Source organism: Apilactobacillus apisilvae (assembly GCF_023380225.1).
Lineage (GTDB): Bacteria > Bacillota > Bacilli > Lactobacillales > Lactobacillaceae > Apilactobacillus > Apilactobacillus apisilvae.
Map to the genome: position 1 here is coordinate 208,298 of NZ_CP093362.1, position 24,752 is coordinate 233,049.

The 24,752-nt window shown below is 33.7% G+C and carries 17 protein-coding genes, 10 tRNA genes, 3 rRNA genes, 1 pseudogene, 1 riboswitch and 1 other annotated feature; of the genes and pseudogenes, 27 read left to right on the forward strand and 4 right to left on the reverse strand.

Annotated elements, in window-relative coordinates; translation table 11 throughout:
* The 3 genes and pseudogenes from MOO46_RS01050 to MOO46_RS01055 form a co-directional block, all read left to right on the forward strand.
* Positions 1-777 (forward strand): TIGR01457 family HAD-type hydrolase, encoded by a 777-nt coding sequence (locus MOO46_RS01050; RefSeq protein WP_249511198.1) that lies wholly within the window; start codon positions 1-3, stop codon positions 775-777.
* A gap of 1 nt (position 778) precedes the next feature.
* A complete protein-coding gene (locus MOO46_RS07920) occupies positions 779-1,393 on the forward strand; it encodes a TIGR01906 family membrane protein (RefSeq protein ID WP_396121406.1) in 615 nt (204 codons plus the stop codon).
* A gap of 146 nt (positions 1,394-1,539) precedes the next feature.
* Positions 1,540-3,110, forward strand: a pseudogene (locus tag MOO46_RS01055) (IS1182 family transposase); the annotation flags it as partial.
* A gap of 84 nt (positions 3,111-3,194) precedes the next feature.
* On the opposite strand, the gene MOO46_RS01060 reads toward MOO46_RS01055, so the two are convergent.
* On the reverse strand, positions 3,195-3,833 hold the full coding sequence (locus MOO46_RS01060) for a VTT domain-containing protein (RefSeq protein ID WP_249511199.1): 639 nt from the start codon (positions 3,831-3,833) through the stop codon (positions 3,195-3,197).
* 160 nt (positions 3,834-3,993) lie between these two features.
* Here MOO46_RS01060 and MOO46_RS01065 point away from each other — a divergent pair, with 160 nt between their 5' ends.
* From MOO46_RS01065 to MOO46_RS01140, 16 genes are all read left to right on the forward strand, one after another.
* A complete protein-coding gene (locus MOO46_RS01065; protein ID WP_249511666.1) occupies positions 3,994-4,581 on the forward strand; it encodes a peptidylprolyl isomerase in 588 nt (195 codons plus the stop codon).
* A 459-nt stretch (positions 4,582-5,040) separates the two neighbouring features.
* Positions 5,041-6,613 (forward strand): 16S ribosomal RNA (locus MOO46_RS01070).
* A gap of 227 nt (positions 6,614-6,840) precedes the next feature.
* A 23S ribosomal RNA gene (locus tag MOO46_RS01075) occupies positions 6,841-9,759 on the forward strand.
* A 69-nt stretch (positions 9,760-9,828) separates the two neighbouring features.
* Positions 9,829-9,945 (forward strand): 5S ribosomal RNA (gene rrf, locus MOO46_RS01080).
* Together the 16S, 23S and 5S rRNA genes with 10 tRNA genes alongside form the textbook arrangement of a ribosomal RNA operon.
* A gap of 7 nt (positions 9,946-9,952) precedes the next feature.
* Positions 9,953-10,025: transfer RNA gene (locus MOO46_RS01085), tRNA-Asn, on the forward strand.
* Positions 10,026-10,039: 14 nt separating this feature from the next.
* Positions 10,040-10,131, forward strand: a tRNA-Ser gene (locus tag MOO46_RS01090).
* Between the two features lie 22 nt (positions 10,132-10,153).
* A tRNA-Asp gene (locus tag MOO46_RS01095) sits at positions 10,154-10,220 on the forward strand.
* 58 nt (positions 10,221-10,278) lie between these two features.
* Positions 10,279-10,351: transfer RNA gene (locus tag MOO46_RS01100), tRNA-Phe, on the forward strand.
* Between the two features lie 5 nt (positions 10,352-10,356).
* Positions 10,357-10,439: transfer RNA gene (locus tag MOO46_RS01105), tRNA-Tyr, on the forward strand.
* 8 nt (positions 10,440-10,447) lie between these two features.
* Positions 10,448-10,518, forward strand: a tRNA-Trp gene (locus tag MOO46_RS01110).
* Positions 10,519-10,531: 13 nt separating this feature from the next.
* Positions 10,532-10,604, forward strand: a tRNA-His gene (locus tag MOO46_RS01115).
* Between the two features lie 9 nt (positions 10,605-10,613).
* Positions 10,614-10,685, forward strand: a tRNA-Gln gene (locus MOO46_RS01120).
* Positions 10,686-10,703: 18 nt separating this feature from the next.
* Positions 10,704-10,774, forward strand: a tRNA-Cys gene (locus MOO46_RS01125).
* Positions 10,775-10,799: 25 nt separating this feature from the next.
* Positions 10,800-10,884 (forward strand) — tRNA-Leu (locus MOO46_RS01130).
* 109 nt (positions 10,885-10,993) lie between these two features.
* Positions 10,994-11,077: riboswitch (SMK box riboswitch) on the forward strand.
* Positions 11,075-12,271 carry a methionine adenosyltransferase gene (metK, locus tag MOO46_RS01135; protein ID WP_249511200.1) on the forward strand — a complete coding sequence of 399 codons (1,197 nt, stop codon included), beginning with the start codon at positions 11,075-11,077 and terminating at the stop codon, positions 12,269-12,271. It overlaps the preceding riboswitch by 3 nt.
* Positions 12,272-12,333: 62 nt before the next feature.
* Entirely contained in the window at positions 12,334-13,800 is a 1,467-nt protein-coding gene (locus tag MOO46_RS01140) for an MDR family MFS transporter (RefSeq protein ID WP_249511201.1), read from the forward strand.
* 15 nt (positions 13,801-13,815) lie between these two features.
* Here MOO46_RS01140 and MOO46_RS01145 read toward each other — a convergent pair whose 3' ends face one another.
* On the reverse strand, positions 13,816-14,373 hold the full coding sequence (locus MOO46_RS01145) for a class I SAM-dependent methyltransferase (protein WP_249511667.1): 558 nt from the start codon (positions 14,371-14,373) through the stop codon (positions 13,816-13,818).
* Positions 14,374-14,499: 126 nt separating this feature from the next.
* Positions 14,500-14,710, forward strand: a binding site (T-box leader).
* Positions 14,711-14,775: 65 nt separating this feature from the next.
* Between MOO46_RS01145 and leuS the strand changes: the two genes are divergently transcribed.
* The 4 genes from leuS to MOO46_RS01165 all read left to right on the forward strand — a co-directional run bounded on the left by leuS (position 14,776) and on the right by MOO46_RS01165 (position 20,367).
* Positions 14,776-17,196, forward strand: a complete 2,421-nt coding sequence (leuS, locus tag MOO46_RS01150; protein ID WP_249511202.1) for a leucine--tRNA ligase — start codon at positions 14,776-14,778, stop codon at positions 17,194-17,196.
* A 111-nt stretch (positions 17,197-17,307) separates the two neighbouring features.
* A complete protein-coding gene (locus tag MOO46_RS01155) occupies positions 17,308-18,963 on the forward strand; it encodes a putative polysaccharide biosynthesis protein (protein ID WP_249511203.1) in 1,656 nt (551 codons plus the stop codon).
* An 81-nt stretch (positions 18,964-19,044) separates the two neighbouring features.
* Complete coding sequence (locus MOO46_RS01160) at positions 19,045-19,281, forward strand: helix-turn-helix domain-containing protein (protein ID WP_249511204.1); 237 nt, start codon at positions 19,045-19,047, stop codon at positions 19,279-19,281.
* Positions 19,282-19,371: 90 nt separating this feature from the next.
* Entirely contained in the window at positions 19,372-20,367 is a 996-nt protein-coding gene (locus MOO46_RS01165) for an IS3 family transposase (RefSeq protein ID WP_260525471.1), read from the forward strand.
* 34 nt (positions 20,368-20,401) lie between these two features.
* Here the strand turns inward: MOO46_RS01165 and MOO46_RS01170 are convergent, their stop codons facing one another.
* Positions 20,402-21,232 carry an NAD(P)H-hydrate dehydratase gene (locus MOO46_RS01170; protein ID WP_249511206.1) on the reverse strand — a complete coding sequence of 277 codons (831 nt, stop codon included), beginning with the start codon at positions 21,230-21,232 and terminating at the stop codon, positions 20,402-20,404.
* A 106-nt stretch (positions 21,233-21,338) separates the two neighbouring features.
* Between MOO46_RS01170 and pepV the strand changes: the two genes are divergently transcribed.
* From pepV to MOO46_RS01190, 4 genes are all read left to right on the forward strand, one after another.
* Complete coding sequence (gene pepV / locus MOO46_RS01175) at positions 21,339-22,748, forward strand: dipeptidase PepV (RefSeq protein ID WP_249511207.1); 1,410 nt, start codon at positions 21,339-21,341, stop codon at positions 22,746-22,748.
* A gap of 112 nt (positions 22,749-22,860) precedes the next feature.
* Entirely contained in the window at positions 22,861-23,118 is a 258-nt protein-coding gene (locus MOO46_RS01180; RefSeq protein WP_249511208.1) for a transposase, read from the forward strand.
* A gap of 41 nt (positions 23,119-23,159) precedes the next feature.
* Positions 23,160-23,741, forward strand: a complete 582-nt coding sequence (locus MOO46_RS01185; RefSeq protein WP_249511209.1) for an IS3 family transposase — start codon at positions 23,160-23,162, stop codon at positions 23,739-23,741.
* A 45-nt stretch (positions 23,742-23,786) separates the two neighbouring features.
* Positions 23,787-24,011 (forward strand): IS3 family transposase, encoded by a 225-nt coding sequence (locus tag MOO46_RS01190; protein ID WP_249511210.1) that lies wholly within the window; start codon positions 23,787-23,789, stop codon positions 24,009-24,011.
* Between the two features lie 59 nt (positions 24,012-24,070).
* Here the strand turns inward: MOO46_RS01190 and MOO46_RS01195 are convergent, their stop codons facing one another.
* Complete coding sequence (locus tag MOO46_RS01195; RefSeq protein ID WP_249511211.1) at positions 24,071-24,706, reverse strand: deoxynucleoside kinase; 636 nt, start codon at positions 24,704-24,706, stop codon at positions 24,071-24,073.
* Positions 24,707-24,752 lie beyond the last annotated feature (46 nt).

The window sequence follows — 24,752 nt, forward strand, 5'->3', positions numbered from 1 at the left end:
ATGCAAAAATATAAGGGCTATTTCATTGATTTAGATGGAACAATATATGCAGGTAATAAACGTATACCTGCTGCTAAAAGATTTATTGAAAAATTACAAAAAAATAACATTAAATTTTTATTTGTCACTAACAATACTACCAAAATGCCAATTGATGTTGTTAAGAATCTTTCTTATAATCATGATATTCATGTTAATGAGGATAACGTATACACTGCTGGTTTGGCTACTGCTGATTATATGAATAAAATCGCTGATGAAAAACATCGTAAAGTTTATATTGTTGGTGAAAAAGGATTAATTACGGCTTTAAGAAATAAAAATTTTCAAATTGTTGATAATGAACAACCTGATTATGTGGTTGTAGGACTAGACTCTGATGTGACCTATGAAAAACTAAGTAAAGCAGTTTTATATATTAGAGCTGGTGCTAAATTTATTGGGACTAATCCAGATAGTAATATTCCTAATGAGAAGGGGATGCTCCCAGGAGCGGGTGCCTTAGTTGACTTAGTTAGATATGCTACCCAAAAGGAACCGACATTTATTGGTAAACCTGAAAGTATTATTTTGGAAAATGCTTTAGATCGGATTCATTTGCATAAAGATGATGTTGTTATGGTAGGGGATAATTATATGACTGATATTTCTGCAGGAATTAATTTTGGAATTGATACTTTGCTGGTTTATTCAGGATTATCTACTAAAAAACAGGTATCACAAATGAATGTTAAACCTACTAATGAAATTGATTCATTAGATGATTGGCAGCTTTAGTATGTTAAAGTGGTACATTAAATTACTATTAATTATTATATGTGTAATTAGTGCAGGGATATTTATTATAATTAATGTCCCTTTTTTATATCGGATAATAATCTCATTTTTTGATATAAATTTTCATACACATAAGTCTGTTAATATTTTAATGAATAACTATAATAACGTTATTACTTATTTACAATCACCATTTATTACTAATATGCAAACTAGTTTTTTAATGAATCAAAATGGATTTAATCATTTTAGGGATGTCAAAAATTTAATACTAATAAATAATTTGGTTATGTTTATTTCGTTACCAATAAGTATAAAATTCTATATTTCTTTTAAACGTAAAAAATATAGATGGATATTTATTCGCCCCCTAAAAACTTTAAACTATTTAATTTTATTTTTTGGATTGTTTATTCTTTTAGATTTCAATGATTTTTTTATAAAGTTTCACCAAATTTTTTTCAGAAATAATAATTGGGTTTTTGATGCTAAAAGCAATCCCATTATTTTAGCCTTTCCGGATGAATATTTTTTGATTTGTACCGTTTTAATTTTTGTTCTTTTTTTGTTTAGTTGCTTTTATCTTATAAATCGTGGATATAAAGACTTAAAATAAAAAGGGACTGTGACATAAGTCTCTAAAAAAATAACGCTCGTTGGAATTTAATTTTTCCAACGAGCGTTATTTATGTATAATAAAAAACGATATCGAACCAACCGATATCGTTTAAATAAATCTCCTTGAAAGGAAACTTAAAACTAATGAGTACTAATTATATTTTAAATATTCAAAATTGGCAACCTAAAAATAATCATCAAGTAAAAATTATCAATCAAATTGTTGAAATGATTGGTTTAGAAGAAAAATACATATTTGGTAGGCCACGAAAATACGACCTACGGTCACTATTTGGTAGGCCACGAAAATACGACCTACGGTCACTATTAAAGTTAACCTTGTTTGCTTATTCTAAAGGGATTTTTAGTAGTCGCCAAATTAGTGAGCTGGCAGAAGAAAATTTACCTGCACGTTGTTTAACTAAAAATTCATTTCCTTCATACAGAACAGTCTGTCGATTTAGGATTTCAGATGAAGCAGAAAATTTAATTAGTAAATGCATGAATCAATTAACTAAATATCTAAGAAAAAATAATTATATTGATGATGTAAGTTTTATTGATGGAACTAAAATACTAGCGAATGCTAATAAGTATTCTTTTGTTTGGCGTAAAAATATAATCAGATTCGATAAATTAAATCGCGAAGCGATTATAAAATTACTACATGACATGAATGATGTTAAATATGTGGGTGAACTCCCAGATGACTCTGATATTTCAACAAGTGAGTTAGATGAAATCATCATCCATTTAGAAAATTGTTTAGCAGATTTAAATGATCAAATTAAACAGAATAAAAAACTATCACCTAATCCCCATAAAAAAAGCGTCGTAAGTTAAAAGCCATTAAAAGAAAACTTCGTTTTCGTAAATGCAAACAAATAGAATATCAAAAAAGTAATAAAATATTTTCCAATCGTAATAGTTATTCTAAGACTGATCATGATGCTACTTTTATGCGTATTAAGGAAGACCCCATGTTAAATGGACAACTTAAACCTGCTTATAATTTACAAATTGCCACTAGTGGACAATTCATAACTAATTTTGACATTTATCAAAATCCCACTGATACTCGTACTTTAATTCCGTTCTTAAATAAACAAATTAAGAATAATAGTTTAGGTAAATATATTGTTGCCGATGCTGGTTATGGATCTGAAAGTAATTATCGTTTTATAGAAGACAAACTAACTAATAACATTCCTTTAATTCCCTATGGAACAATGTTAAAAGAACAAAGTCGTAAATGGAAAAGTGATGACCGTAAGGTCATGAATTGGTATTATAATTCAAAAGATGATTATTATATTGATCCCAAAGGCATCAGATTTAATTTTAATGGTTATCGTAAAAGAACTGATAAATATAAATTCACTCGTGATTTTAAAGAATATAAAGCTGAAAAGTATGATCTTAATCAAGACATTAATTCATATGCTCTAACTAAGTCTGGTAACACTAGAAAAATCAGTATTAATTATGCATGGGAATATTTTAAAAACAAACAACAAGCATTGCTTTTGGCACCAAAAACAAGTGATATTTACGCAAAAAGAAAGATAGATGTTGAATCGGTTTTTGGTAGACTAAAGGCTTCTTTGCGTTTCAATCGATTCTCCGTTAGGGGAATCGATAAGGTTAAAAAGGAAGCTGGGTTTACTATAATGGCATTAAATATAAGAAAGTTAATGACGAAAGTCATTAATTTTATAAAGTTATATACAAAAATAGGATTTACGTTAAATTTAAAACGTAAATCCTATTTTTGTATAGACTTATGTCACAGTCCCTTTTTATTTATTTCTTCTTTCCTTTATGAAAGCAACTATTCCAGGAATTAAAGTAACTAATATAATTCCAATTACTACAATTGAAAAATGTTCTTGAACAAATGGAATATTACCAAAGAAATAACCTGCACCACAACATAATCCTACCCATACAATACAAGCAGATAAATTATATTTTATAAATTTTTCATATTTATAACCACTAGTTGCAGCTATAAATGGTGCTAATGTCCTAATTATAGGCATAAATCTTGCTATAAAAATAGCTAAAATTCCATATTTATCAAAAAAAGCTTTAGCTTGATCTAGCTGTTTGGGCTTGATAACTTTAGCTACCAATTTCATTTTGGTAATTCGATAACCAATTTTATCTCCTAAATAAAAGTTTAACGTATCGCCTAAAAATGATGCTAACAGAAAAATTAGTATAAATATCCATATATTTAGGTGATATTGTGGATTTGCTGATATAGCAGAAGCAGCAAATAGTAATGAGTCTCCTGGTAAAAACGGCATAATTACTATGCCGGTTTCTATAAATATAACAGCAAATAATAATAGATATGTCCAATCACCAAAGTATGTTACTAAGTTAATTATGTGTTTATCAATGTGTAATATAAAATCAATTAAAGTATTCATTTTGAACTCCTTAAGTATTTGTTTTTCATAATTTTAACAAAATTATATTTACAATATATATAAATTATAAAATAAAATAGTAAAAAAGACTTATCATTTTACTAAATTTATTTTATTATATTATATGGTTACTAATATAAATCAAATGGAGGAGTTTATTATTAATTATCCGCAGTTAAATTTAGATAAAGAGAATGGCCCGTTAGCCCTTATTAAAACTAATTATGGTGATATTGAAATTAGATTATTTCCTGAACAAGCACCAATGGCTGTTGAAAACTTTATTAAGCTATCTGAAGTAGGATACTATGATGGGATCTGTTTTCATAGAATTATTAAAGATTTTATGATCCAATCAGGTGATCCAACTGATACAGGTGCCGGTGGAGAGAGTATATGGAATCAACCATTTGATGATGAGTTTTCTGAATATTTATATAATTTTAGAGGCGCTTTATCAATGGCTAATGCAGGACCTAACACCAATGGAAGTCAATTTTTTATTGTTCAAAACAATCATTTAGAAGATAACTTAATTGATCCTATGAAAAAATCTAAATTTTCTGAAAAAGTTATTAATGCTTATAGAGAATATGGTGGAGCTCCTTGGTTAGATTTTAGACATACTGTTTTTGGTCAAACTATAAAAGGAATGGACGTTGTAGATCAAATTGCTAATGCTAAAGTTGATAATAGTGATCGTCCTTTAGGTAATGTAACTATTAATAAAATCGAAATTTTAAAATAAAGTATTGACTATTAATTTTGTTTTTGATAAGATTATTTTTGTTGTTGAGAAATATTAATTTCTTAAAACAATGAGGTGTTAAATTTTAATTGACATACTATTTCTTTATTGTTATTATATTCGAGTGATGTTAAATAAAGTAAATAATTTAATTAAAAAAGTTGTTGACTTTTACTTGTAAAGATGGCATAATAATTATTGTTGCGTTGCTGATAAAGCAAACGGCAATAAAAAATAATTATAAAAAGTTGTTGACGTTAAGTTGTTAACATGGTATAATTAAAAAAGCTGCTCAATGAGGCAGATAACTAATAAGTAGATCTTTGAAAACTGAACAAGATTGATAATCGATGATGTGTAAGGATTCTTATAATTTAGATTATAAGAAATTAAAACACAGCGAAGTCAATTCGCTTTTAAAAACAATTAATTTGATGAGCTAGAAAAGCTTTTCATCTATAAGATGAGAGTTTGATCCTGGCTCAGGACGAACGCTGGCGGCGTGCCTAATACATGCAAGTCGAACGAGTCCTCCCAATTTGATTTTATGCTTGCATAAAAGATTTTTGGATTCGGGACGAGTGGCGAACTGGTGAGTAACACGTGGGTAACCTGCCCTAAAGCAGGGGATAACATTTGGAAACAAGTGCTAATACCGTATAATTAGTTGGAACCACATGGTTCCAACTTGAAAGATGGCTCTGCTATCACTTTAGGATGGACCCGCGGCGTATTAGCTAGTTGGTGAGATAAAAGCCCACCAAGGCGATGATACGTAGCCGACCTGAGAGGGTAATCGGCCACATTGGGACTGAGACACGGCCCAGACTCCTACGGGAGGCAGCAGTAGGGAATCTTCCACAATGGACGCAAGTCTGATGGAGCAACGCCGCGTGAGTGAAGAAGGGTTTCGGCTCGTAAAACTCTGTTGTTAAAGAAGAACAAGTGTAAGAGTAACTGTTTACGCTTTGACGGTATTTAACCAGAAAGCCACGGCTAACTACGTGCCAGCAGCCGCGGTAATACGTAGGTGGCAAGCGTTGTCCGGATTTATTGGGCGTAAAGCGAGCGCAGGTGGTTTTTTAAGTCTGTTGTGAAAGCCCTCAGCTCAACTGAGGAAGTGCAGCGGAAACTAAAGAACTTGAGTATAGAAGAGGACAGTGGAACTCCATGTGTAGCGGTGAAATGCGTAGATATATGGAAGAACACCAGTGGCGAAGGCGGCTGTCTGGTCTATTACTGACACTGAGGCTCGAAAGCATGGGTAGCGAACAGGATTAGATACCCTGGTAGTCCATGCCGTAAACGATGAATGCTAGGTGTTGGAGGGTTTCCGCCCTTCAGTGCCGCAGCTAACGCATTAAGCATTCCGCCTGGGGAGTACGACCGCAAGGTTGAAACTCAAAGGAATTGACGGGGGCCCGCACAAGTGGTGGAGCATGTGGTTTAATTCGATGCTACGCGAAGAACCTTACCAGGTCTTGACATCTTCTGCCAACCTAAGAGATTAGGTGTTCCCTTCGGGGACAGAATGACAGGTGGTGCATGGTTGTCGTCAGCTCGTGTCGTGAGATGTTGGGTTAAGTCCCGCAACGAGCGCAACCCTTATTATTAGTTGCCAGCATTAAGTTGGGCACTCTAGTGAGACTGCCGGTGATAAACCGGAGGAAGGTGGGGATGACGTCAAATCATCATGCCCCTTATGACCTGGGCTACACACGTGCTACAATGGATGGTACAACGAGTCGCGAAACCGCGAGGTCAAGCTAATCTCTTAAAGCCATTCTCAGTTCGGATTGCAGGCTGCAACTCGCCTGCATGAAGTTGGAATCACTAGTAATCGTGGATCAGCATGCCACGGTGAATACGTTCCCGGGCCTTGTACACACCGCCCGTCACACCATGAGAGTTTGTAACACCCAAAGACGATGGAGTAACCTTCGGGAGCTAGTTGTCTAAGGTGGGACAAATGATTAGGGTGAAGTCGTAACAAGGTAGCCGTAGGAGAACCTGCGGCTGGATCACCTCCTTTCTAAGGATATTACGGAAACTTACATTAGGTTAATCAATCTTATTCAGTTTTGAGAGGTCTACTCTCAAACTTGGTTCTTTGAAAACTAGATATTATTAATTTCTAAAATTAACATTAAAATTTGTATTAAATACAATTTTAACCGAGAACACCGCGTTATTTTGAGTTTTTTAAAAAGTTTTATTCGTATTATACTCAATTAACCAAACATCACGAAGTGATGAACAGGTTAAGTTATGAAGGGCGCATGGTGGATGCCTTGGCACTAGGAGCTGATGAAGGACGGGACTAACACCGATATGCTTCGGGGAGCTGTACGTAAGCTTTGATCCGGAGATTTCCGAATGAGGAAACTCGATAACCTTAATCGGTTATCACCAATTAGTGAATTAATTAGCTAATTTGGCGGCAGACGTGGGGAACTGAAACATCTAAGTACCCACAGGAAGAGAAAGAAATTTCGATTCCCTAAGTAGCGGCGAGCGAACGGGGAACAGCTCAAACCAAAGAGCTTGCTCTTTGGGGTTGTAGGACTGAACATTTGAGTTACCAAGTTAGACAATAGTCGAACTAGCTGGGAAGCTAGGCGATACAGGGTGATAGCCCCGTAGACGAAATTGTTTAACCTCAGTTCAGGATCCTGAGTACAGCGACACACGTGGAACGTCGTTGGAATCCGGGAGGACCATCTCCCAAAGCTAAATACTCCCTAGTGACCGATAGTGAACCAGTACCGTGAGGGAAAGGTGAAAAGCACCCCGGAAGGGGAGTGAAATAGTTCCTGAAACCATGTGCTTACAAACAGTTAGAGCCCGTTAATGGGTGATAGCGTGCCTCTTGTAGAATGAACCGGCGAGTTATGTTAACATGCAAGGTTAAGGTGGATAAGACCGGAGCCGTAGCGAAAGCGAGTCTGAATAGGGCGTTTGAGTATGTTGAGATAGACCCGAAACCAGGTGATCTACCCATGTTCAGGCTGAAAGTGCGGTAAAACGCACCGGAGGGCCGAACTCGTGTACGTTGAAAAGTGCTGAGATGAAATGTGGGTAGCGGTGAAATTCCAAACGAACTTGGAGATAGCTGGTTCTCTCCGAAATAGCTTTAGGGCTAGCCTCGGATTTAGAATCATGGAGGTAGAGCCACTGTTTGGATGAGGGGCCCGTCATGGGTTACTAAATTCAGATAAACTCCGAATACCATTGATTTATATGTTCGGGAGTCAGACGATGAGTGATAAGATCCACCGTCGAAAGGGGAACAGCCCAGACCACCAATTAAGGTCCCTAAATATATGCTGAGTGGAAAAGGATGTGGAGTTGCACAGACAACTAGGATGTTGGCTCAGAAGCAGCCACCATTTAAAGAGTGCGTAATAGCTCACTAGTCGAGTGATTCTGCGCCGAAAATTTACCGGGGCTAAGCATATTACCGAGATTGTGGACATGACGTAGTCATGTGATAGGAGAGCGTTCTAAGGGCAACGAAGTTAGACCGTAAGGACTGATGGAGCGCTTAGAAGTGAGAATGCCGGTATGAGTAGCGAAAGATTAGTGAGAATCTAATCCACCGAATGACTAAGGTTTCCTGGGGAAGGCTCGTCCTCCCAGGGTAAGTCGGGACCTAAGCCGAGGCCTAGAGGCGTAGGCGATGGATAACAGGTTGATATTCCTGTACTAGTTAATTATGTTTGAACGATGGAAGGACGTAGGAGGCTAACTTGTGCGCACTATTGGATGTGCGTTCAAGCAGCAAGTCAGTTGAAGAGTGAAATGCTTTTCAGCGGGTTGACAAGCTGTGATGAGGACCGAATTTAAGTAGGGAAGTAAGCCACGTCACACTACCGAGAAAAGTTTCTAGTGAGTAATTAACTACCCGTACCGCAAACCGACACAGGTAGTCGAGGAGAGTATCCTAAGGTGAGCGAGTGAACTCTCGTTAAGGAACTCGGCAAAATGACCCCGTAACTTCGGGAGAAGGGGTGCTGCACGTAGTGCAGCCGCAGTGAAAAGGCTTAGACGACTGTTTATCAAAAACACAGGTTTCTGCAAAATCGTAAGATGAAGTATAGGGGCTGACGCCTGCCCGGTGCTGGAAGGTTAAGTGGATGAGTTAGCTTCGGCGAAGCTCAGAAACGAAGCCCCAGTAAACGGCGGCCGTAACTATAACGGTCCTAAGGTAGCGAAATTCCTTGTCGGGTAAGTTCCGACCCGCACGAAAGGCGTAACGATCTAAGCACTGTCTCAACGAGAGACTCGGTGAAATTGAGATACCTGTGAAGAAGCAGGTTACCCGCGACAGGACGGAAAGACCCCATGGAGCTTTACTGTAATTTGATATTGGGTGTTGACATAGCTTGTACAGGATAGGTAGGAGCCGTAGAAACCGGAACGCTAGTTTCGGTGGAGGCATTGTTGGGATACTACCCTCGCTGTGCTAACACTCTAACCCGCACCACTTATCGTGGTGGGAGACAGTGTCTGATTGGCAGTTTGACTGGGGCGGTCGCCTCCCAAATAGTAACGGAGGCGCCCAAAGGTTCCCTCAGAATGGTTGGAAATCATTCGCAGAGTGTAAAGGCACAAGGGAGCTTGACTGCGAGACAGACAGGTCGAGCAGGGACGAAAGTCGGGCTTAGTGATCCGGTGGTACCATATGGAAGGGCCATCGCTCAACGGATAAAAGCTACCCTGGGGATAACAGGCTTATCTCCCCCAAGAGTTCACATCGACGGGGAGGTTTGGCACCTCGATGTCGGCTCATCGCATCCTGGGGCTGTAGTTGGTCCCAAGGGTTGGGCTGTTCGCCCATTAAAGCGGTACGCGAGCTGGGTTCAGAACGTCGTGAGACAGTTCGGTCCCTATCCGTCGCGGGCGTAGGAAATTTGAGGGGAGCTATCTCTAGTACGAGAGGACCGAGATGGACATACCGCTGGTGTACCAGTTGTCCCGCCAGGGGCACAGCTGGGTAGCTATGTATGGCTGAGATAAACGCTGAAAGCATCTAAGTGTGAAACCCACCTCAAGATGAAATTTCCCATTCCTTTGTGGAAGTAAGACCCCTAAGAGATGATTAGGTAGATAGGCTAGAAGTGGAAGTGCAGCGATGTATGGAGCGGACTAGTACTAATTGGTCGAGGACTTAACCAAGTAAGGTTGTTCTCATTTAGAAATGATAATATCTAGTTTTGAAAGAACGAAGTTCTTTTAGAAAAATAGTGTGGTGGCGATAGCTAGAAGGATACACCTGTTCCCATGCCGAACACAGTAGTTAAGCTTCTAAACGCCGAGAGTAGTTAGAGGATCGCCTCTTGCAAGGGTAGGAAGTTGCCGCGCTTATTATTCCGAATTAGCTCAGTTGGTAGAGCACCTGACTGTTAATCAGGTTGTCGTCAGTTCGAGTCTGACATTCGGAGTTAGTTATGGTTTTGGAGAGTTGTCCGAGTTGGCCGAAGGAGCATCATTGGAAATGATGTAAACGGGTCAAAGCCTGTTTCAAGGGTTCGAATCCCTTACTCTCCGTTATAACTTTATTGGTATGACCCGTTGGTCAAGTGGTTTAGGACGCCTGCCTGTCACGCAGGAGGTCACGAGTTCGAGTCTCGTACGAACCGTTGTTGTTTTATACAACATATAATTAAATAATCTATAGCATAACATAAATGGTTTGGCTCGGTAGCTCAGTTGGTAGAGCAACGGATTGAAGCTCCGTGTGTCGGCAGTTCGATTCTGTCCCGCGCCATTTATGGAGGAGTAGCGAAGTCTGGCTAAACGCGGCGGACTGTAAATCCGCTCCTTCGGGTTCGGTGGTTCAAATCCACTCTCCTCCATTTTAAATAGGGATATAGTTCAATGGTAGAATACCGGTCTCCAAAACCGTTGATGTGGGTTCAACTCCTACTATCCCTGTTATGTTGCTATGGCGGTAGTGGTGAAGTGGTTAACACATCGGTTTGTGGATCCGACACGCGTGGGTTCGATTCCCACCTACCGCCCTTTTTAATTGGGTTATAGCCAAGTGGTAAGGCAATGGACTTTGACTCCATCACGCGCTGGTTCGAATCCAGCTAGCCCAGTTGAATATAATATTAAATGGCGGTATAGCCAAGTGGTAAGGCAGAGGTCTGCAAAACCTTTATCATCGGTTCAAATCCGATTACCGCCTTTAATTATTCATTAATATATATTTTGCCGGAGTGGCGGAATTGGCAGACGCGCTGGACTCAAAATCCAGTGATCGTTAAGATCGTGTGGGTTCGAACCCCACCTCCGGTATAATTAATAATCGAATAAATCTTAATGTTGAAACGATAAGTATTTAATACTTATCGTTTATTTTTTGTAATACGTTCTTTTCAATATTTTTATTTTGTGATATGCTTATAAAAGTTATGAGCGTATTCCCGATAGGATTCACCTAGTAGTGAAGATGCCTTGTAACCAAAAAAGTAGGGGGAATAATTAAATGCAAGAAAGACATTTATTTACATCAGAATCTGTTTCGGAAGGACATCCTGATAAAATAGCAGATCAAATTAGTGATGCTATTTTAGATGAAATGTTAAAACAAGACCCTGATTCTAGAGTAGCCTGTGAATGTTCCGTTACAACAGGTTTGGTTTTAGTCTTTGGTGAAATTACTACCAAAGCTTATGTTAATATTCAAAAAGTTGTTAGAGAAACCATTAAAAATATTGGATATGACAATAATAAATATGGATTTGATGGCAATACTTGTGCAGTCTTGGTAGCTATCGATGAACAATCACCCGATATTGCTCAAGGTGTAGATGATTCTATAGAGACTAAAGAAAATAGTACTGATGTTTTAGATAAAATCGGTGCTGGTGATCAAGGTTTAATGTTTGGTTATGCTGTTGATGAGACTCCTGAATTAATGCCACTACCTATTTCATTAAGTCACAATTTAATGCGAAAAATTACTGAATTAAGAAAAAATGGTGAAATTACATATCTAAGACCTGATGCTAAAGCTGAAGTAACTGTTGAATATGATGACAATAATTCTCCATTTTTTGTTGATACAATTGTCTTAAGTACTCAACATGATCCTGATGTTAAATTAGAAAAAATAAGAGAAGATGTAATTAATAAGGTCATTAAAACAACAATACCTGAAAAATTTTTAAGTGAAAAAACTAAATATTATATTAATCCTACTGGTCGATTTGTTATTGGTGGTCCTCAAGGGGATGCTGGATTAACTGGACGTAAAATTATCGTTGATACTTATGGTGGTGCGGCTCATCATGGTGGTGGTGCATTTTCAGGTAAGGATTCAACTAAAGTTGATCGTTCCGCTAGTTACGCAGCTAGATATATTGCCAAAAATATAGTGGCCGCTAAGTTAGCAAAAAAAGTTGAAGTTCAAATTGCATATGCAATTGGAGTTGCTGAACCAGTATCTATATCAATAGATACTTTTGGTACATCTGAATATTTAGAAGAAGATTTGATAAGTGCAGTAAGAACAATATTTGATTTGAGACCAGCTGGTATTATCAAGATGCTTAATTTAAAACGCCCAATTTATAAACAAACTGCTGTTTATGGACATTTTGGTAGAACTGATATTGATTTGCCTTGGGAAAAAACTGATAAAGTTAGCGAATTGAATAACTTTTTAAAAAATAATGCTTAATAAAAAAACGATTTATTTTCAAAAAAATAAATCGTTTTTTTTATTTTATTTATGGGGGAAATATGATAAAAAATATTAATAATCGTCATATGATTATGTTAGCGTTATTTATGATGACGTTTGTGGGAGAAATGGATGTTACTATAGTTTCTACAGCTTTTCCTTCTATTATAGGAGAAATTCATGGTGTATCACTTATGAATTGGATATTTTCTATTTTCTTATTAACCAATGCAGTTTCTATACCTATATATGGCAAATTATCTGATCAATTTGGTAGAAAGAAAATACTTATAATTGGACTAACTATCTTTTTGTTAGGAACTATATTCGCTGGAATTTCTAATAATATAGAAACTTTAATAATATTTCGAGCTATTCAAGGAATTGGTGCTGGATCCATTATGCCACTATCTTATACTATTATTGCAGATATCTACTGTATGAATAAAAAGTCTAAAATGATAGGAATAAATGGTGCAATATGGGGAATATCTTTAACCTTAGCGCCTTTATTAGGTGGTCTAATAGTTGATATTTTTAATTGGCGTTGGATATTTTTTTGGACAGTTCCAATTATATTAATGTCAATCATATTAATTAGTTTTAATTTAAATGAAAATTCTAATTATATTAAACAAAAAGTAGATTATTTAGGCATAATATATTTATCTATTTTATTGTTTTCTGTTATGAATTTGATTCAGTTTATTGATTCTTTGTCTGTTAAGATGGATGAAACATATTATTTAATTATTATATCAATTATTTCCTTTATTTTGTTTATTAGAACCGAATATAAATCGAAGAATCCAATTATTCCAATGTCATTATTTCATAACAAGACTTTTATTATACAAAATATAGTTTCTCTTTTAATTAGTGGATTTGTTTTTAGTTTAGAAATATATTTACCAATATGGATACAAGGTATTATGCGACTATCTGCATCTATATCTGGATTGGTTATTACTCCAATATCTATTTTTTGGATTGCTGGTTCCTTTCTATCTGGTTGGCTATTATCTAAAACAAATGCGTTTTACGTAACAATTACCGGTCTAACATGTCTTTTGATATCAGCAATCTTATTATTAAACTTATCAATTTATTTAAGTTTAATAAACTTTGCAGTTATTTCTGGAATTTGTGGAATCGGTTTTGGATTAACGATAACTAATAGTACTGTTATTTCTCAAAATATTGTTGATAATGATAAATTAGGGGTGGCAACTTCTTTTAACAGTTTAAGCAGAATTATTGGTCAAACCTTAATACTTTCTGTTTTAGAAATGGTCACAAATAGAGAAATTAAAATTGGCTCTTTGCATTCTGATTTAGTAAATGCATCTTCTGTTAATGAACTTATGTACTATAAATCTGACCATCAATTATCTTCAAAAACAATATCGTCTTTTAAAGAGATTTTACTTAATTCTCTACATTTAGTATTTTTTGTTTGTTTATTGTTGGTTGTTTTAGCATTAATAATTAATTTCTTAGATAAAAAAGTAAAAAGACGTAGCTAAATTAGCCACATCTTTTTACTTTTTTTGTATAGCTATGAGAATAGGTGGTTCGTTAATCTGATTGATAAACTTATATTCTAATACAGAATATTGTTTTTGATTTAAATTTTTTACAAAACTCAATACACTATTTTTTTCCTCTTTGCCACCTTGATGTCCATAATAAAGCACTAAAACAACTATACCATTTTGTTCTAACAAATATAAACAATCTTTAATGGCTTTTAGTGTAGTATTTGGTTTTGTAATAATATTCTTATTTCCACCTGGTAAATATCCTAAATTAAAAATTGCTGCACTAATGTTTTCTTTTACATATTTTTTAATATTTTCATGTCCAGTATTAAATAGTTGAACGTTTTTTAAATCGTTTTCATCTAATCGATTCTGAGTGATTTGAATAGCTTCTTTTTGTAAATCAAATCCATAAACTTTACCTTTATTTTTAACTAACCTAGCTAAAAATGCAGTATCGTTACCCTTACCAACGGTTGCATCAACAACTATGTTACCAGGTTGAACAATGTTTTTTAATAATTGATGGCTATATCTTAGTGATGGTTGTAATTTGATTTTTATGATCTCCTTTAACTAAATGTTGATTAAATTATATCATTTTATAATATATTAAGATTATTTTATGTAGTCTTGATTTTAAATTTATATACTGGTATATTATAAATAATTAAACTATTAAATAATAAATTGCTGATACGAACTAGTAAATTAATTGATATATTAAGAAACTAAATGGTTGCTGTGAATTTAGATATGAATTTTTTGAACTCATCGTTGAAATTTTAACTGAAATTATTAGGTTAAAACGTTTTCCGCGTTATGGATACTACAAGGGGTTTTGTATTTTATACAAAAAATTTAGGTGGTACCGCGGAATCTTTTCGTCCTATAAGTATTTTTCATATTTACTTATAGGACTTTTTTATTATTTAATAAACTTTATAGGAGGAATTTATAATGCCTTATGATCATCTTAAAATAGAACAAAAATGGCAAAAATTTTGGGAAAATAACAAAACTTTCAAAACAACTAATGATGCTAATAAAGAAAATTACTATGCTTTAGATATGTTTCCATATCCTTCAGGACAAGGCTTACACGTTGGACATCCAGAAGGTTACACTGCTACTGACATTATGTCCAGAATGAAAAGAATGCAAGGCAAAAATGTTTTGCATCCAATTGGCTTCGATGCTTTTGGACTACCAGCAGAACAGTATGCTTTGAAAACGGGTCATCATCCTGGAAGCTTTACTGAAAAAAACATCGAACATTTTAGAGAACAAATTAAATCTTTAGGTTTTTCATATGATTGGGATCGTGAAGTAAATACTACCGATCCTAAATACTACAAATGGACTCAATGGATTTTTGAACAACTTTATAAAAAAGGTCTTGCTTATGAAGATAAGATTGAAGTTAACTGGGCTCCTGATTTTATGGGGGGAACCGTCGTTGCCAATGAAGAAGTTAAAGATGGCAAAACTGAACGAGGTGGATATCCAGTATATCGAGTTCCAATGACTCAATGGGTTCTAAAAATCACTGCTTATGCTGATCGTTTAATTGATGATTTGGATGATTTAGATTGGCCTGAAAGTATCAAAGAAATGCAAAGAAATTGGATTGGTCGTTCTAAGGGTGCAAGTGTATTTTTCGCTGTTGATGGCCATAAAGATGAAAAAGTTGAAGTATTTACCACTAGACCAGATACATTATTTGGTGCTTCTTATATGGTTCTTGCTCCTGAACATGACTTAGTAGATAAGATTACTACTGATGATCAAAAAGAAGCAGTTAAGGCTTATCAGAAAGAAGTTGCTACTAAGTCTGATTTGGAAAGAACTGATTTGAATAAAGATAAATCAGGTGTATTTACAGGAGCATATGGAATTAATCCAATTAATGGAGAAAAACTACCAATTTGGATTGGTGATTATGTACTATCATCATATGGAACTGGTGCTATTATGGCTGTTCCTGCTCATGATGACCGTGATTATGAATTTGCTACTAAGTTTAATTTGTCAATTAAACCGGTTATTGAAGGTGGCGATGTTTCTAAGGAAGCATACACTGGTGACGGTAAACATGTTAACTCCGAATTCTTAGATGGCATGGGTAAAAAGGAAGCTATTGAAGCAGCAATTAGTTGGCTGGAAGAACATAAAGCAGGTCATTCTAAGACTAATTACCGTTTAAGAGATTGGATTTTCTCACGTCAAAGATATTGGGGAGAACCAATTCCAGTTATTCATTGGGAAGATGGCAGTACTTCATTGGTTCCAGAAGATGAATTGCCATTAAAATTACCTGAAGCGAAAAATATTGAACCTTCTGGTACCGGTGAATCTCCATTAGCTAATATTGATGATTGGGTAAATGTTGTTGATAAAAATGGACGTAAAGGTAAGCGTGAAACTAACACAATGCCACAATGGGCAGGTAGTTCATGGTATTATCTAAGGTATATTGATGCTCATAACGATAAGCAACTTGCTGATCCAGAATTATTAAAACAGTGGTTACCAGTTGATTTATATATTGGTGGAGCTGAACACGCTGTTCTTCACTTACTATATGCTAGATTTTGGCATAAGGTACTTTATGATTTAGGAATTGTACCAACTAAGGAACCATTCCAAAAATTAGTTAACCAAGGGATGATTTTAGGTACTAATCATGAAAAAATGTCTAAATCTAAAGGTAATGTTGTTAATCCAGATGAAATTGTTGAAAAATATGGTGCTGACACTCTGAGATTATACGAAATGTTTATGGGGCCATTAACTGAAGCAAAACCATGGAGTACTGATGGATTAAATGGTGCTAATAGATGGATTAAGCGTGTATGGCGTTTAATCATGGATGATAATAACCAATTACGCGATCGTATTGTTACTGTTAATGATGGAAAACTAGATAAAATTTATAATAAAACTGTTAAAACAGTTACTGATGACTACGAGAACTTAAGATTTAATGTTGCTATTTCAAGTATGATGGTATTTGTTAATGAATGTTATAAACAAAATACTTTATATCTAGATTATATGGAAGGCTTCATTAAACTACTTGCACCAATTGTTCCTCATATGGCTGAAGAATTATGGAATAAGATGGGCCATGATGAATCCATTACTTATGCTAAGTGGCCAGATTATGATGAAAGCAAAATGATTGATGACGAAATTCAAATGGTAGTACAGGTTAATGGTAAAGTTAGAGCACATATTAAAGTTGCCAAAGATATGTCAAAAGAAGATATTGAAAAAGTTGCTTTAAATGACGATAAGGTTATTGAATTTACTAATGGTAAAAATGTTCGTAAAGTTATTGTTATTCCAGGTAAAATTGTTAACATTGTTGCTAACTAATTTTAAAAATAAAAAGAGACTTTGTCTCTTTTTTTTATTACTAAAGTTGCTTACTTTATAAATTTTGATTAAAATGAATAGGTCAGACAAATTTGAAAGTAGGACTATTAAATGCAAGAAAGTAAAGAAAAAATAAATAGCGATCGCCAAACGCAAAGCAAAATGTTAAAAGGGTCTTCATGGATGACTGCTGGTAGCATTTTGTCAAGAATCTTAGGTGCAATTTACATTATTCCTTGGAGTATTTGGTTTGGTAATCTATATTTTCAAGCCAATGCTTTATACGTTCAAGGATACAATGTTTACAGTATGTTTTTAATTATATCAATTGCTGGAGTTCCATCGGCAATTGCTAAAGAAGTTGCCCATTATAATGCCCTTAATGAATACGGAATAAGTGTTCGACTGTATAAGCGGGGGTTGGTTTTATCTGTAACAACTGGAATCTTATGCGCGTTATTTCTCTATTTCGGTGCACCATTATTAGATAATGGTAATCCTAATGTAATTCCTGTAATGCATTCATTGTCATGGGCTGTATTAATCATACCAACAATGAGTTTAACTCGTGGTTATTTTCAAGGATTTCAGGATATGGCACCATCAGCAATATCACAATTTGCGGAACAATTATTTAGAGTTATTTATATGTTAGTTACAGCATTTTTTATAATGAAAGTTGTACATGGTAGCTGGATAACTGCTGTTACACAATCAACTTTTGCTGCATTTATTGGTTCTGTTGCTGGACTTTTAATACTAGGTGCTTATTATTTAAAACGTAAAGACTATTATAATCACTTAGTAGAAAATAGTAATAATAAAATTCATGTTAATGCTAATCATCTATATAAAGAAATAGTTAGTCAAGCAGTTCCATTCATCATTTTAGGTGCTGGAATTACTATTTTTCAGTTAATTGATCAATATACTTTCTTTGATATTATGAAGATAGCTACTGATTATCCAATGAGTGTTTTAAACAAACTTTATGCTATCTTTGCTGGTAACGCTAATAAACTAATCATGATTACGATTTCTTTAGCTTCAGCTTTAGCAATTACTGTGGTTCCTTTATTATCAGAAGCCTTTACTAAGAAAGATAAAGATGGAATTAGTCGTCAATTATCGAATGGATTTGTTTTATTTTCCTTTATTATGATTCCGGCTGCTCTTGGGATGACCGCAGTTGCTGGTCCATTAAATCGATTATTTTATGGAACTGGATACAATCATTTATCTGCTAACATATTAGCTTTTTCTTCTGTTATTTCTATCTTATTTGGATTATTTACCGTTATTTCAGCTATGATGCAAGGAATTTCGCAGAATAAATTAGCAGTTAAATATTTTATATACGGAACAATTGCTAAAATAGTTTTCCAAATCCCAATGGTTTTACTATTTGGAACTTTTGGTCCATTAATTTCATCCGCAATTGGATTCTTAGTTGCCGATGGATTAATTATTCGTTCATTAGATAAACAATTTGGTGTTAGAAGTTATGAAATGCTAGAAAAAATTAACTGGATTTTGATATTTTCACTGGTTACCTATATTGTAGCTTTAGCATTTGTTTATTTGGGCAATACAGTTGTTGGTCTATTAATGGAGCCATATGGTAGAGTAGGCAGTGGATTTGTTGTTTCATTAGCAGTGTTAGCGGGAGGCTTTGTATATGTATATCTTGCTTTAAAGAGCCGAGTTGCTGATTACGTTATTGGACATCAATCTGAAAACTTAAGAAATAAATTACACATTAAATAAAAAGGTTAAATCCTAAATAGGATTTTGAAGTGACCCCCAAAAGTTGGACAAGAAATTGTTCGATATTTGGAGGTCATTTTTTTGGTTAAATTTAATAGCGAGTTTAAATTAAAATTAGTATTAAAATATTTATCAGGAATAGGTTCAACTTCGTTGAACCATGAATATGGTATTAAAGGCAGTGCAACATTACTTTCATGGGTACAAATGTATCAAAAATATGGATTTAAAGGTTTAATTGTGAAAAACAGTAAACAATCATATTCTTATATGTATAAATTAAAAGTGCTGAACTGGATGAAACTCCACAAAAGTTAATATCCAGAAACAGCACTTCACTTTAATATATCTTCGCCATCTGCCATATTTATATGGGAATGAAGACTAGAAAACGGGACGCTTAATAACATGAAAATCAAACATCCACTTAAAAAGAATCTCACAAAAGACAATATAAAGCAAATAAGAATTTTGGAAAACAAGAATTTGGAATTATCAATAAAGCTAAAATATAAGACTATTATAGATAAACATGGTCAAACTACAACTATAAAAATAATAAATAGTTTATTTAAAACAACGACACTATCTAAAATTTTAGACATTTTAGGCATTTCAAGAAGCAGTTATTATTATCATAGGAAAGCTACGCTTTCTTCTTTTAAACAAGACATTGAATTAAAAGTTAAGCAAGCAGTAAATGAACATAAGACCTATGGATATCGCAGAATTACTGCATATTTAAATAACAATGGAAAACATGTAAATCATAAGTGTGTACAAAGAATTATGCAGAAGTATAGTCTACAATGTACTCTATTTAGTAAAAGGAAACGCAAATATAATTCATACAAGGGACAAGTAGGACATATAGCATCTAATTTATTGAATGGAAAGTTTAAGTCACAACATTTTGGTCATAAAATAACTACTGATGTCAGTGAGTTTAGATATGGTCATAATTTAATAAATCAAAAGGTTTATTTATCACCAGTAATGGATCTTTATTCAGATCAAATCATTGCATATAATATTAGTGCACATCCAACAGTTAAATTTACTTTAGTGGCTTTAAACAAAGCGTTAAATATTATTAATAATAAAGAAATACAAACTATTGTCCACAGTGATCAAGGGATCCAATATCAAAGTCATGAATGGGTAAACACGATAAAATCATATAATGCGATTCAATCCATGTCCCGTAAAGGGACATGTTTAGACAATGCACAAATGGAATCATTCTTTCACATTATGAAAAGTGAAATGATGAATGTACATTATGATACAAAAGAATCCTTAATCCATGCCATGAAAGCTTGGATTAAGGATTATAATGAAAATAGAATTAAAGAAAAACTAGGATACCAATCACCAAATCAATATTTGGGATTAATATCCTAGAAAAATGTTGTCCAACTTTTGGGGGTCAGATCATTTAACCCTTTTTTTCGTATTTTTTCATAAATTCGGGAATTCTTTGAATAATATGAGTTGGTAAAACTACATATTGATTTTTAGCTAATTCATCGGCAATTGCACTATGTAAAAATACAGCTGATAATACTGCATTATATTCATTAGAAAACTGTGCCACAAAGCCGCCAATCATACCAGCTAAAGTATCACCCATACCTCCGGTTGCTTGTGCTGGAGTACCTCCAGGATTTTTAAAAACTTTTTCTTTATTATAAATTTCAGTGTGATGTGATTTTAATACAACAATACTATCTAACTTATTAACAACTTTCATGTTATTATCTTCATTTTGGTCACTTATTTTAATACCTGAAAGTCGTTGCCATTCCATTTGATGGGGAGTAAAAATAATTTGATTATCAGGTAATGTTAAATCATATTGATTAATCATTGTAATTGCAGAACTATCGATAACTAAAATTTGCTTATTATTAACTAGTTTAAAAACTTTACTTATTATTTTTAAACTATTTTTATTAGTTCCAAGTCCAGGTCCAATTACTATTACATTAAAAGTAGGAATAAGCTTTTCTAGTTCACTATCATCATTATAGTTAGCGAACATTGCTTCTGGAGCATGGTCGTGAAGACTAGTTAAATTAACAGGATCAGTCAAAGTTGTAATTAATCCTGCCCCAGAGTTTAACGCAGCCTCAGTTGCCATAATAATAGCTCCACCAAAATTAGTATTACCACCGATCAAGCCAACTTTACCATAAGTACCCTTATAACTATCATTAGGACGAACTCTTATAGTATTTTTAACCACAGACAAATCTATATTTTTCATTCTGTATCCTCCTAATTAAAACTAATAATTTAATTATAGCATTCTATATTTGTAAAGTTCACTGATAACCGCTAAGATGTAGTTATTAACACTAGGGGGTATATGCATGATAAACTGGAAGAAACAAGCTAAAAAATATAAAGATGATTATTTAAATGATTTGAAAACATTAATTTCTATCGATAGTGAACGTGATGATAATAATAGTAGCAAAGATTTCCCACTAGGAAAGGGACCTGCTGATGCTTTAAAAAAATATTTATCGTTTGGTGAACGTGATGGTTTTAAAACCAAAAATTTAGATAATTTAGTAGGTTATATTGAATACGGTGAAGGTGATAAGACTTTTGCAATTTTAGCTCATGCTGACGTCATGCCTGCTGGTGAAGGCTGGGATACTAATCCGTTTGAAATGGTTGTTAAAGATGGTAATGCTTATGGTCGTGGTGTCTCTGATGACAAGGGACCGGGATTAGCAGCTTATTATGGATTGAAAATTATGAAAGATAATAATATTAAACCTAATTGTAAAATTAGATTTATAGTAGGTACTGATGAAGAAAGTAATTGGACAGGAATGAAACATTACTTTGATTTAGAACCCGAGCCTGATTTTGGTTTTTCACCTGATGCTGAATTTCCAGTAATTAATGGTGAAAAGGGTAATACTACTTTTGAAAATACTTTTAATAATAATCAATCTCAAAATGCAAGTTGTGTATTAAAAAATTTTGATTCTGGATTACGTGAAAATATGGTACCTCGTGATGCTTATGCTGATATTTTAGTAAATGATAAAGACGAAATTAATTCCCAATTCACTACTTTTATGGAAGATAATGATTTAAAAGGAAATTCAGAAATCACTGAAAATGGGATTAAACTACATTTAATTGGTAAATCAGCACATGGAATGGAACCTAAAAATGGAGTTAACTCCGGAACTTATTTAGCAACATTTTTAAGTGAATTTTCATTTACTGAAGATGCCGATAATTTCTTAACGTTTATTTCTAAATATTTGCATAACGACTCAAGAGCTAATCATTTAGCAACAAATTATCATGATAAAATTATGGGTGATTTAACAATGAATGTTGGAATTATGAAATTTAGTCAAACAGACGGTGGATTTATTAATACCAATTTTAGATACCCTAAGGGAATTTCAGTAGAAAATATTGAAGAGCATTTAAACAATGCAATTTCTAAATTTTCAGGTGTTGTAAAAAATACTGATAATATGGTTCCTCATTATGTGGATCCTGCTGATCCAATTGTAAATCGTTTAATTAGTATTTATCGTGATCAGACTGGTGTTAAGAAAGCAGAACCTGAAGTTGTTGGTGGTGGAACTTACGGTAGAATGATGAAGCGTGGAGTTGCATTTGGTGCTTTATTTCCATGGACCGAAGATACCATGCATCAAGCTAATGAGTTTCAACCGATCGATGATTTAATATTAGCGATGTCAATTTATTCTCAATCTATTACAGATTTATCAACTGATAAATAAAAAAGGGAGCTATGGAACTGAAGTTATAATATTGAACAGATAAATAAAAGCACTTTCGATAAAAGTATTATTTTAATTTGGTAAAATAATATAATTCGGAGGTGTTTTTTGTATGACTAATAATAAATATTCATATGAAACTAAACTAGAAGCCGTTCGGCTTCTTAATGAAGGTGTTCCTGGTAGAAAGATTTGTAAAATACTTGGTTTAAAGAGTGACGGCTTAATTTATACATGGCGGAAATATGTAAGAAATGGTGATTATTATCGTTTGAATCAAAAGCCTGGCAAACAATATAAATATAATAAAGGCAATTTAGAAATACCTAGTGACGTCAGAAAAGATATGGAAATTAAACAAATGAAGTAAGAACTTGAAGTTATAAAAAAATATTTAATCATGGAAGGGCTGTGGTAAATCAAGCTACTATTAAATTAATCGATACTTTCACATCCAAAATACCTTTAGTTAGGATTTGTAAGTATCTCAATATATCTAGAAGTACCTATTACTATCATAAAACACATGCAGCTCATTTTAATTTAAGTCAGATTGAACAGGAGATTCAACAACTATGTATAAAAACAAAGTTTTTATATGGTTATCGTAAAATTTATGCACTAATTAATAAGCACTTAAAATGCAGTGTTAGTAAAGTTCAAAGAATTATGGCTAAATACAATTGGTGGTGTCGTATTAAACGTAAAAGATCTCATCGACCTGGTAATCCGTTCAAACAATTTGATAATATAATTAATCGTGATTGGAACATTAGTTTACCAAATCGTAAATTAACCACTGATATCACTTATATTCCTTGCGGAAATAAAATGTTGTACCTCTCTACAATTATGGATAGTTTTAATTCGGAAATTATTGCTCATAAAATTTCTAATCATCCAAATACCCAATTGGCATTAGATACACTAAATCAATTAGGCTATTTAAGTGGTGCTATCATTCATAGTGATCAGGGTTCTACTTATACTTAGCGTGAATTTTTTGAATTAGCACGCAAAAAAGGCGCCATCAGAAGTATGTCCCGTAAAGGGACGCCAGCTGATAACGCCATCATTGAATCATTTCACTCCAACCTAAAGACTGAAATGATATACACACAAGCTAAACCTAAAGGTTTAGCAGATACTATTAAGTGTGTGAATAATTATATCAAATTTTTGAATAATAAACGAATTTTAACAAAATTAAGCAACCAATCACCTGTAGAGTACAGGAAATCAGTTGCCCAATTAAATAATTAGAAAGCTGCTTTTATTTATTTGTTCAAAATAATAGTTGCAGTTCCTATTAGCTCTCTTTTTTATTTTCTGATTTTCTTTAATTCATTATCAATTTGATTTAATATAATTTCAACATTTTTTTCTTCTGATAAATCGTATTTTTGTAAATCAATTTTCATTTTTGGGCTTGCATCGTAATCTTCGTACCAATTTTTGTAAGCTGACCACATATTATAATAATAATCTTTTAATTTCGGATTATTATCAAATTGTTCATAATCACGACCACGTTTCTTAATTCTTTTTAAAATGGTTTCGAAATCAGTTTGCGCATATACCATTAAATCAGGGGCCTTCTTAGGTAAAGCTTCTAATTCTGACATCATACGGTCTAACAATGATAAATAAATCTTCAATTCTGAATCAGTGATGTTTCCTTCTACATTGTTTTGTTTGGTAAATAATGCATCTTCATAAATAGAGCGATCTAAAATATTATTATCATCAGACAATGCCTTCTTGATCATTTCAAAACGTTTATTTAAAAAGTATATCTGTAACAAAAATCCGTATTGTTTTGGATCCTTGTAATATAAAGGCAGAACTGGATTTCCCCCAACTGGTTCGTAAAAAGCTTTAGTATCAAGATGTTTAGCAATCTTTTCAGTTAGTGTAGTTTTTCCCACGCCAATCATTCCTGCAGTAATTATCACCATATTAACTCCTTGTTTAAACAATAATATTAATATTCTATCATATTTG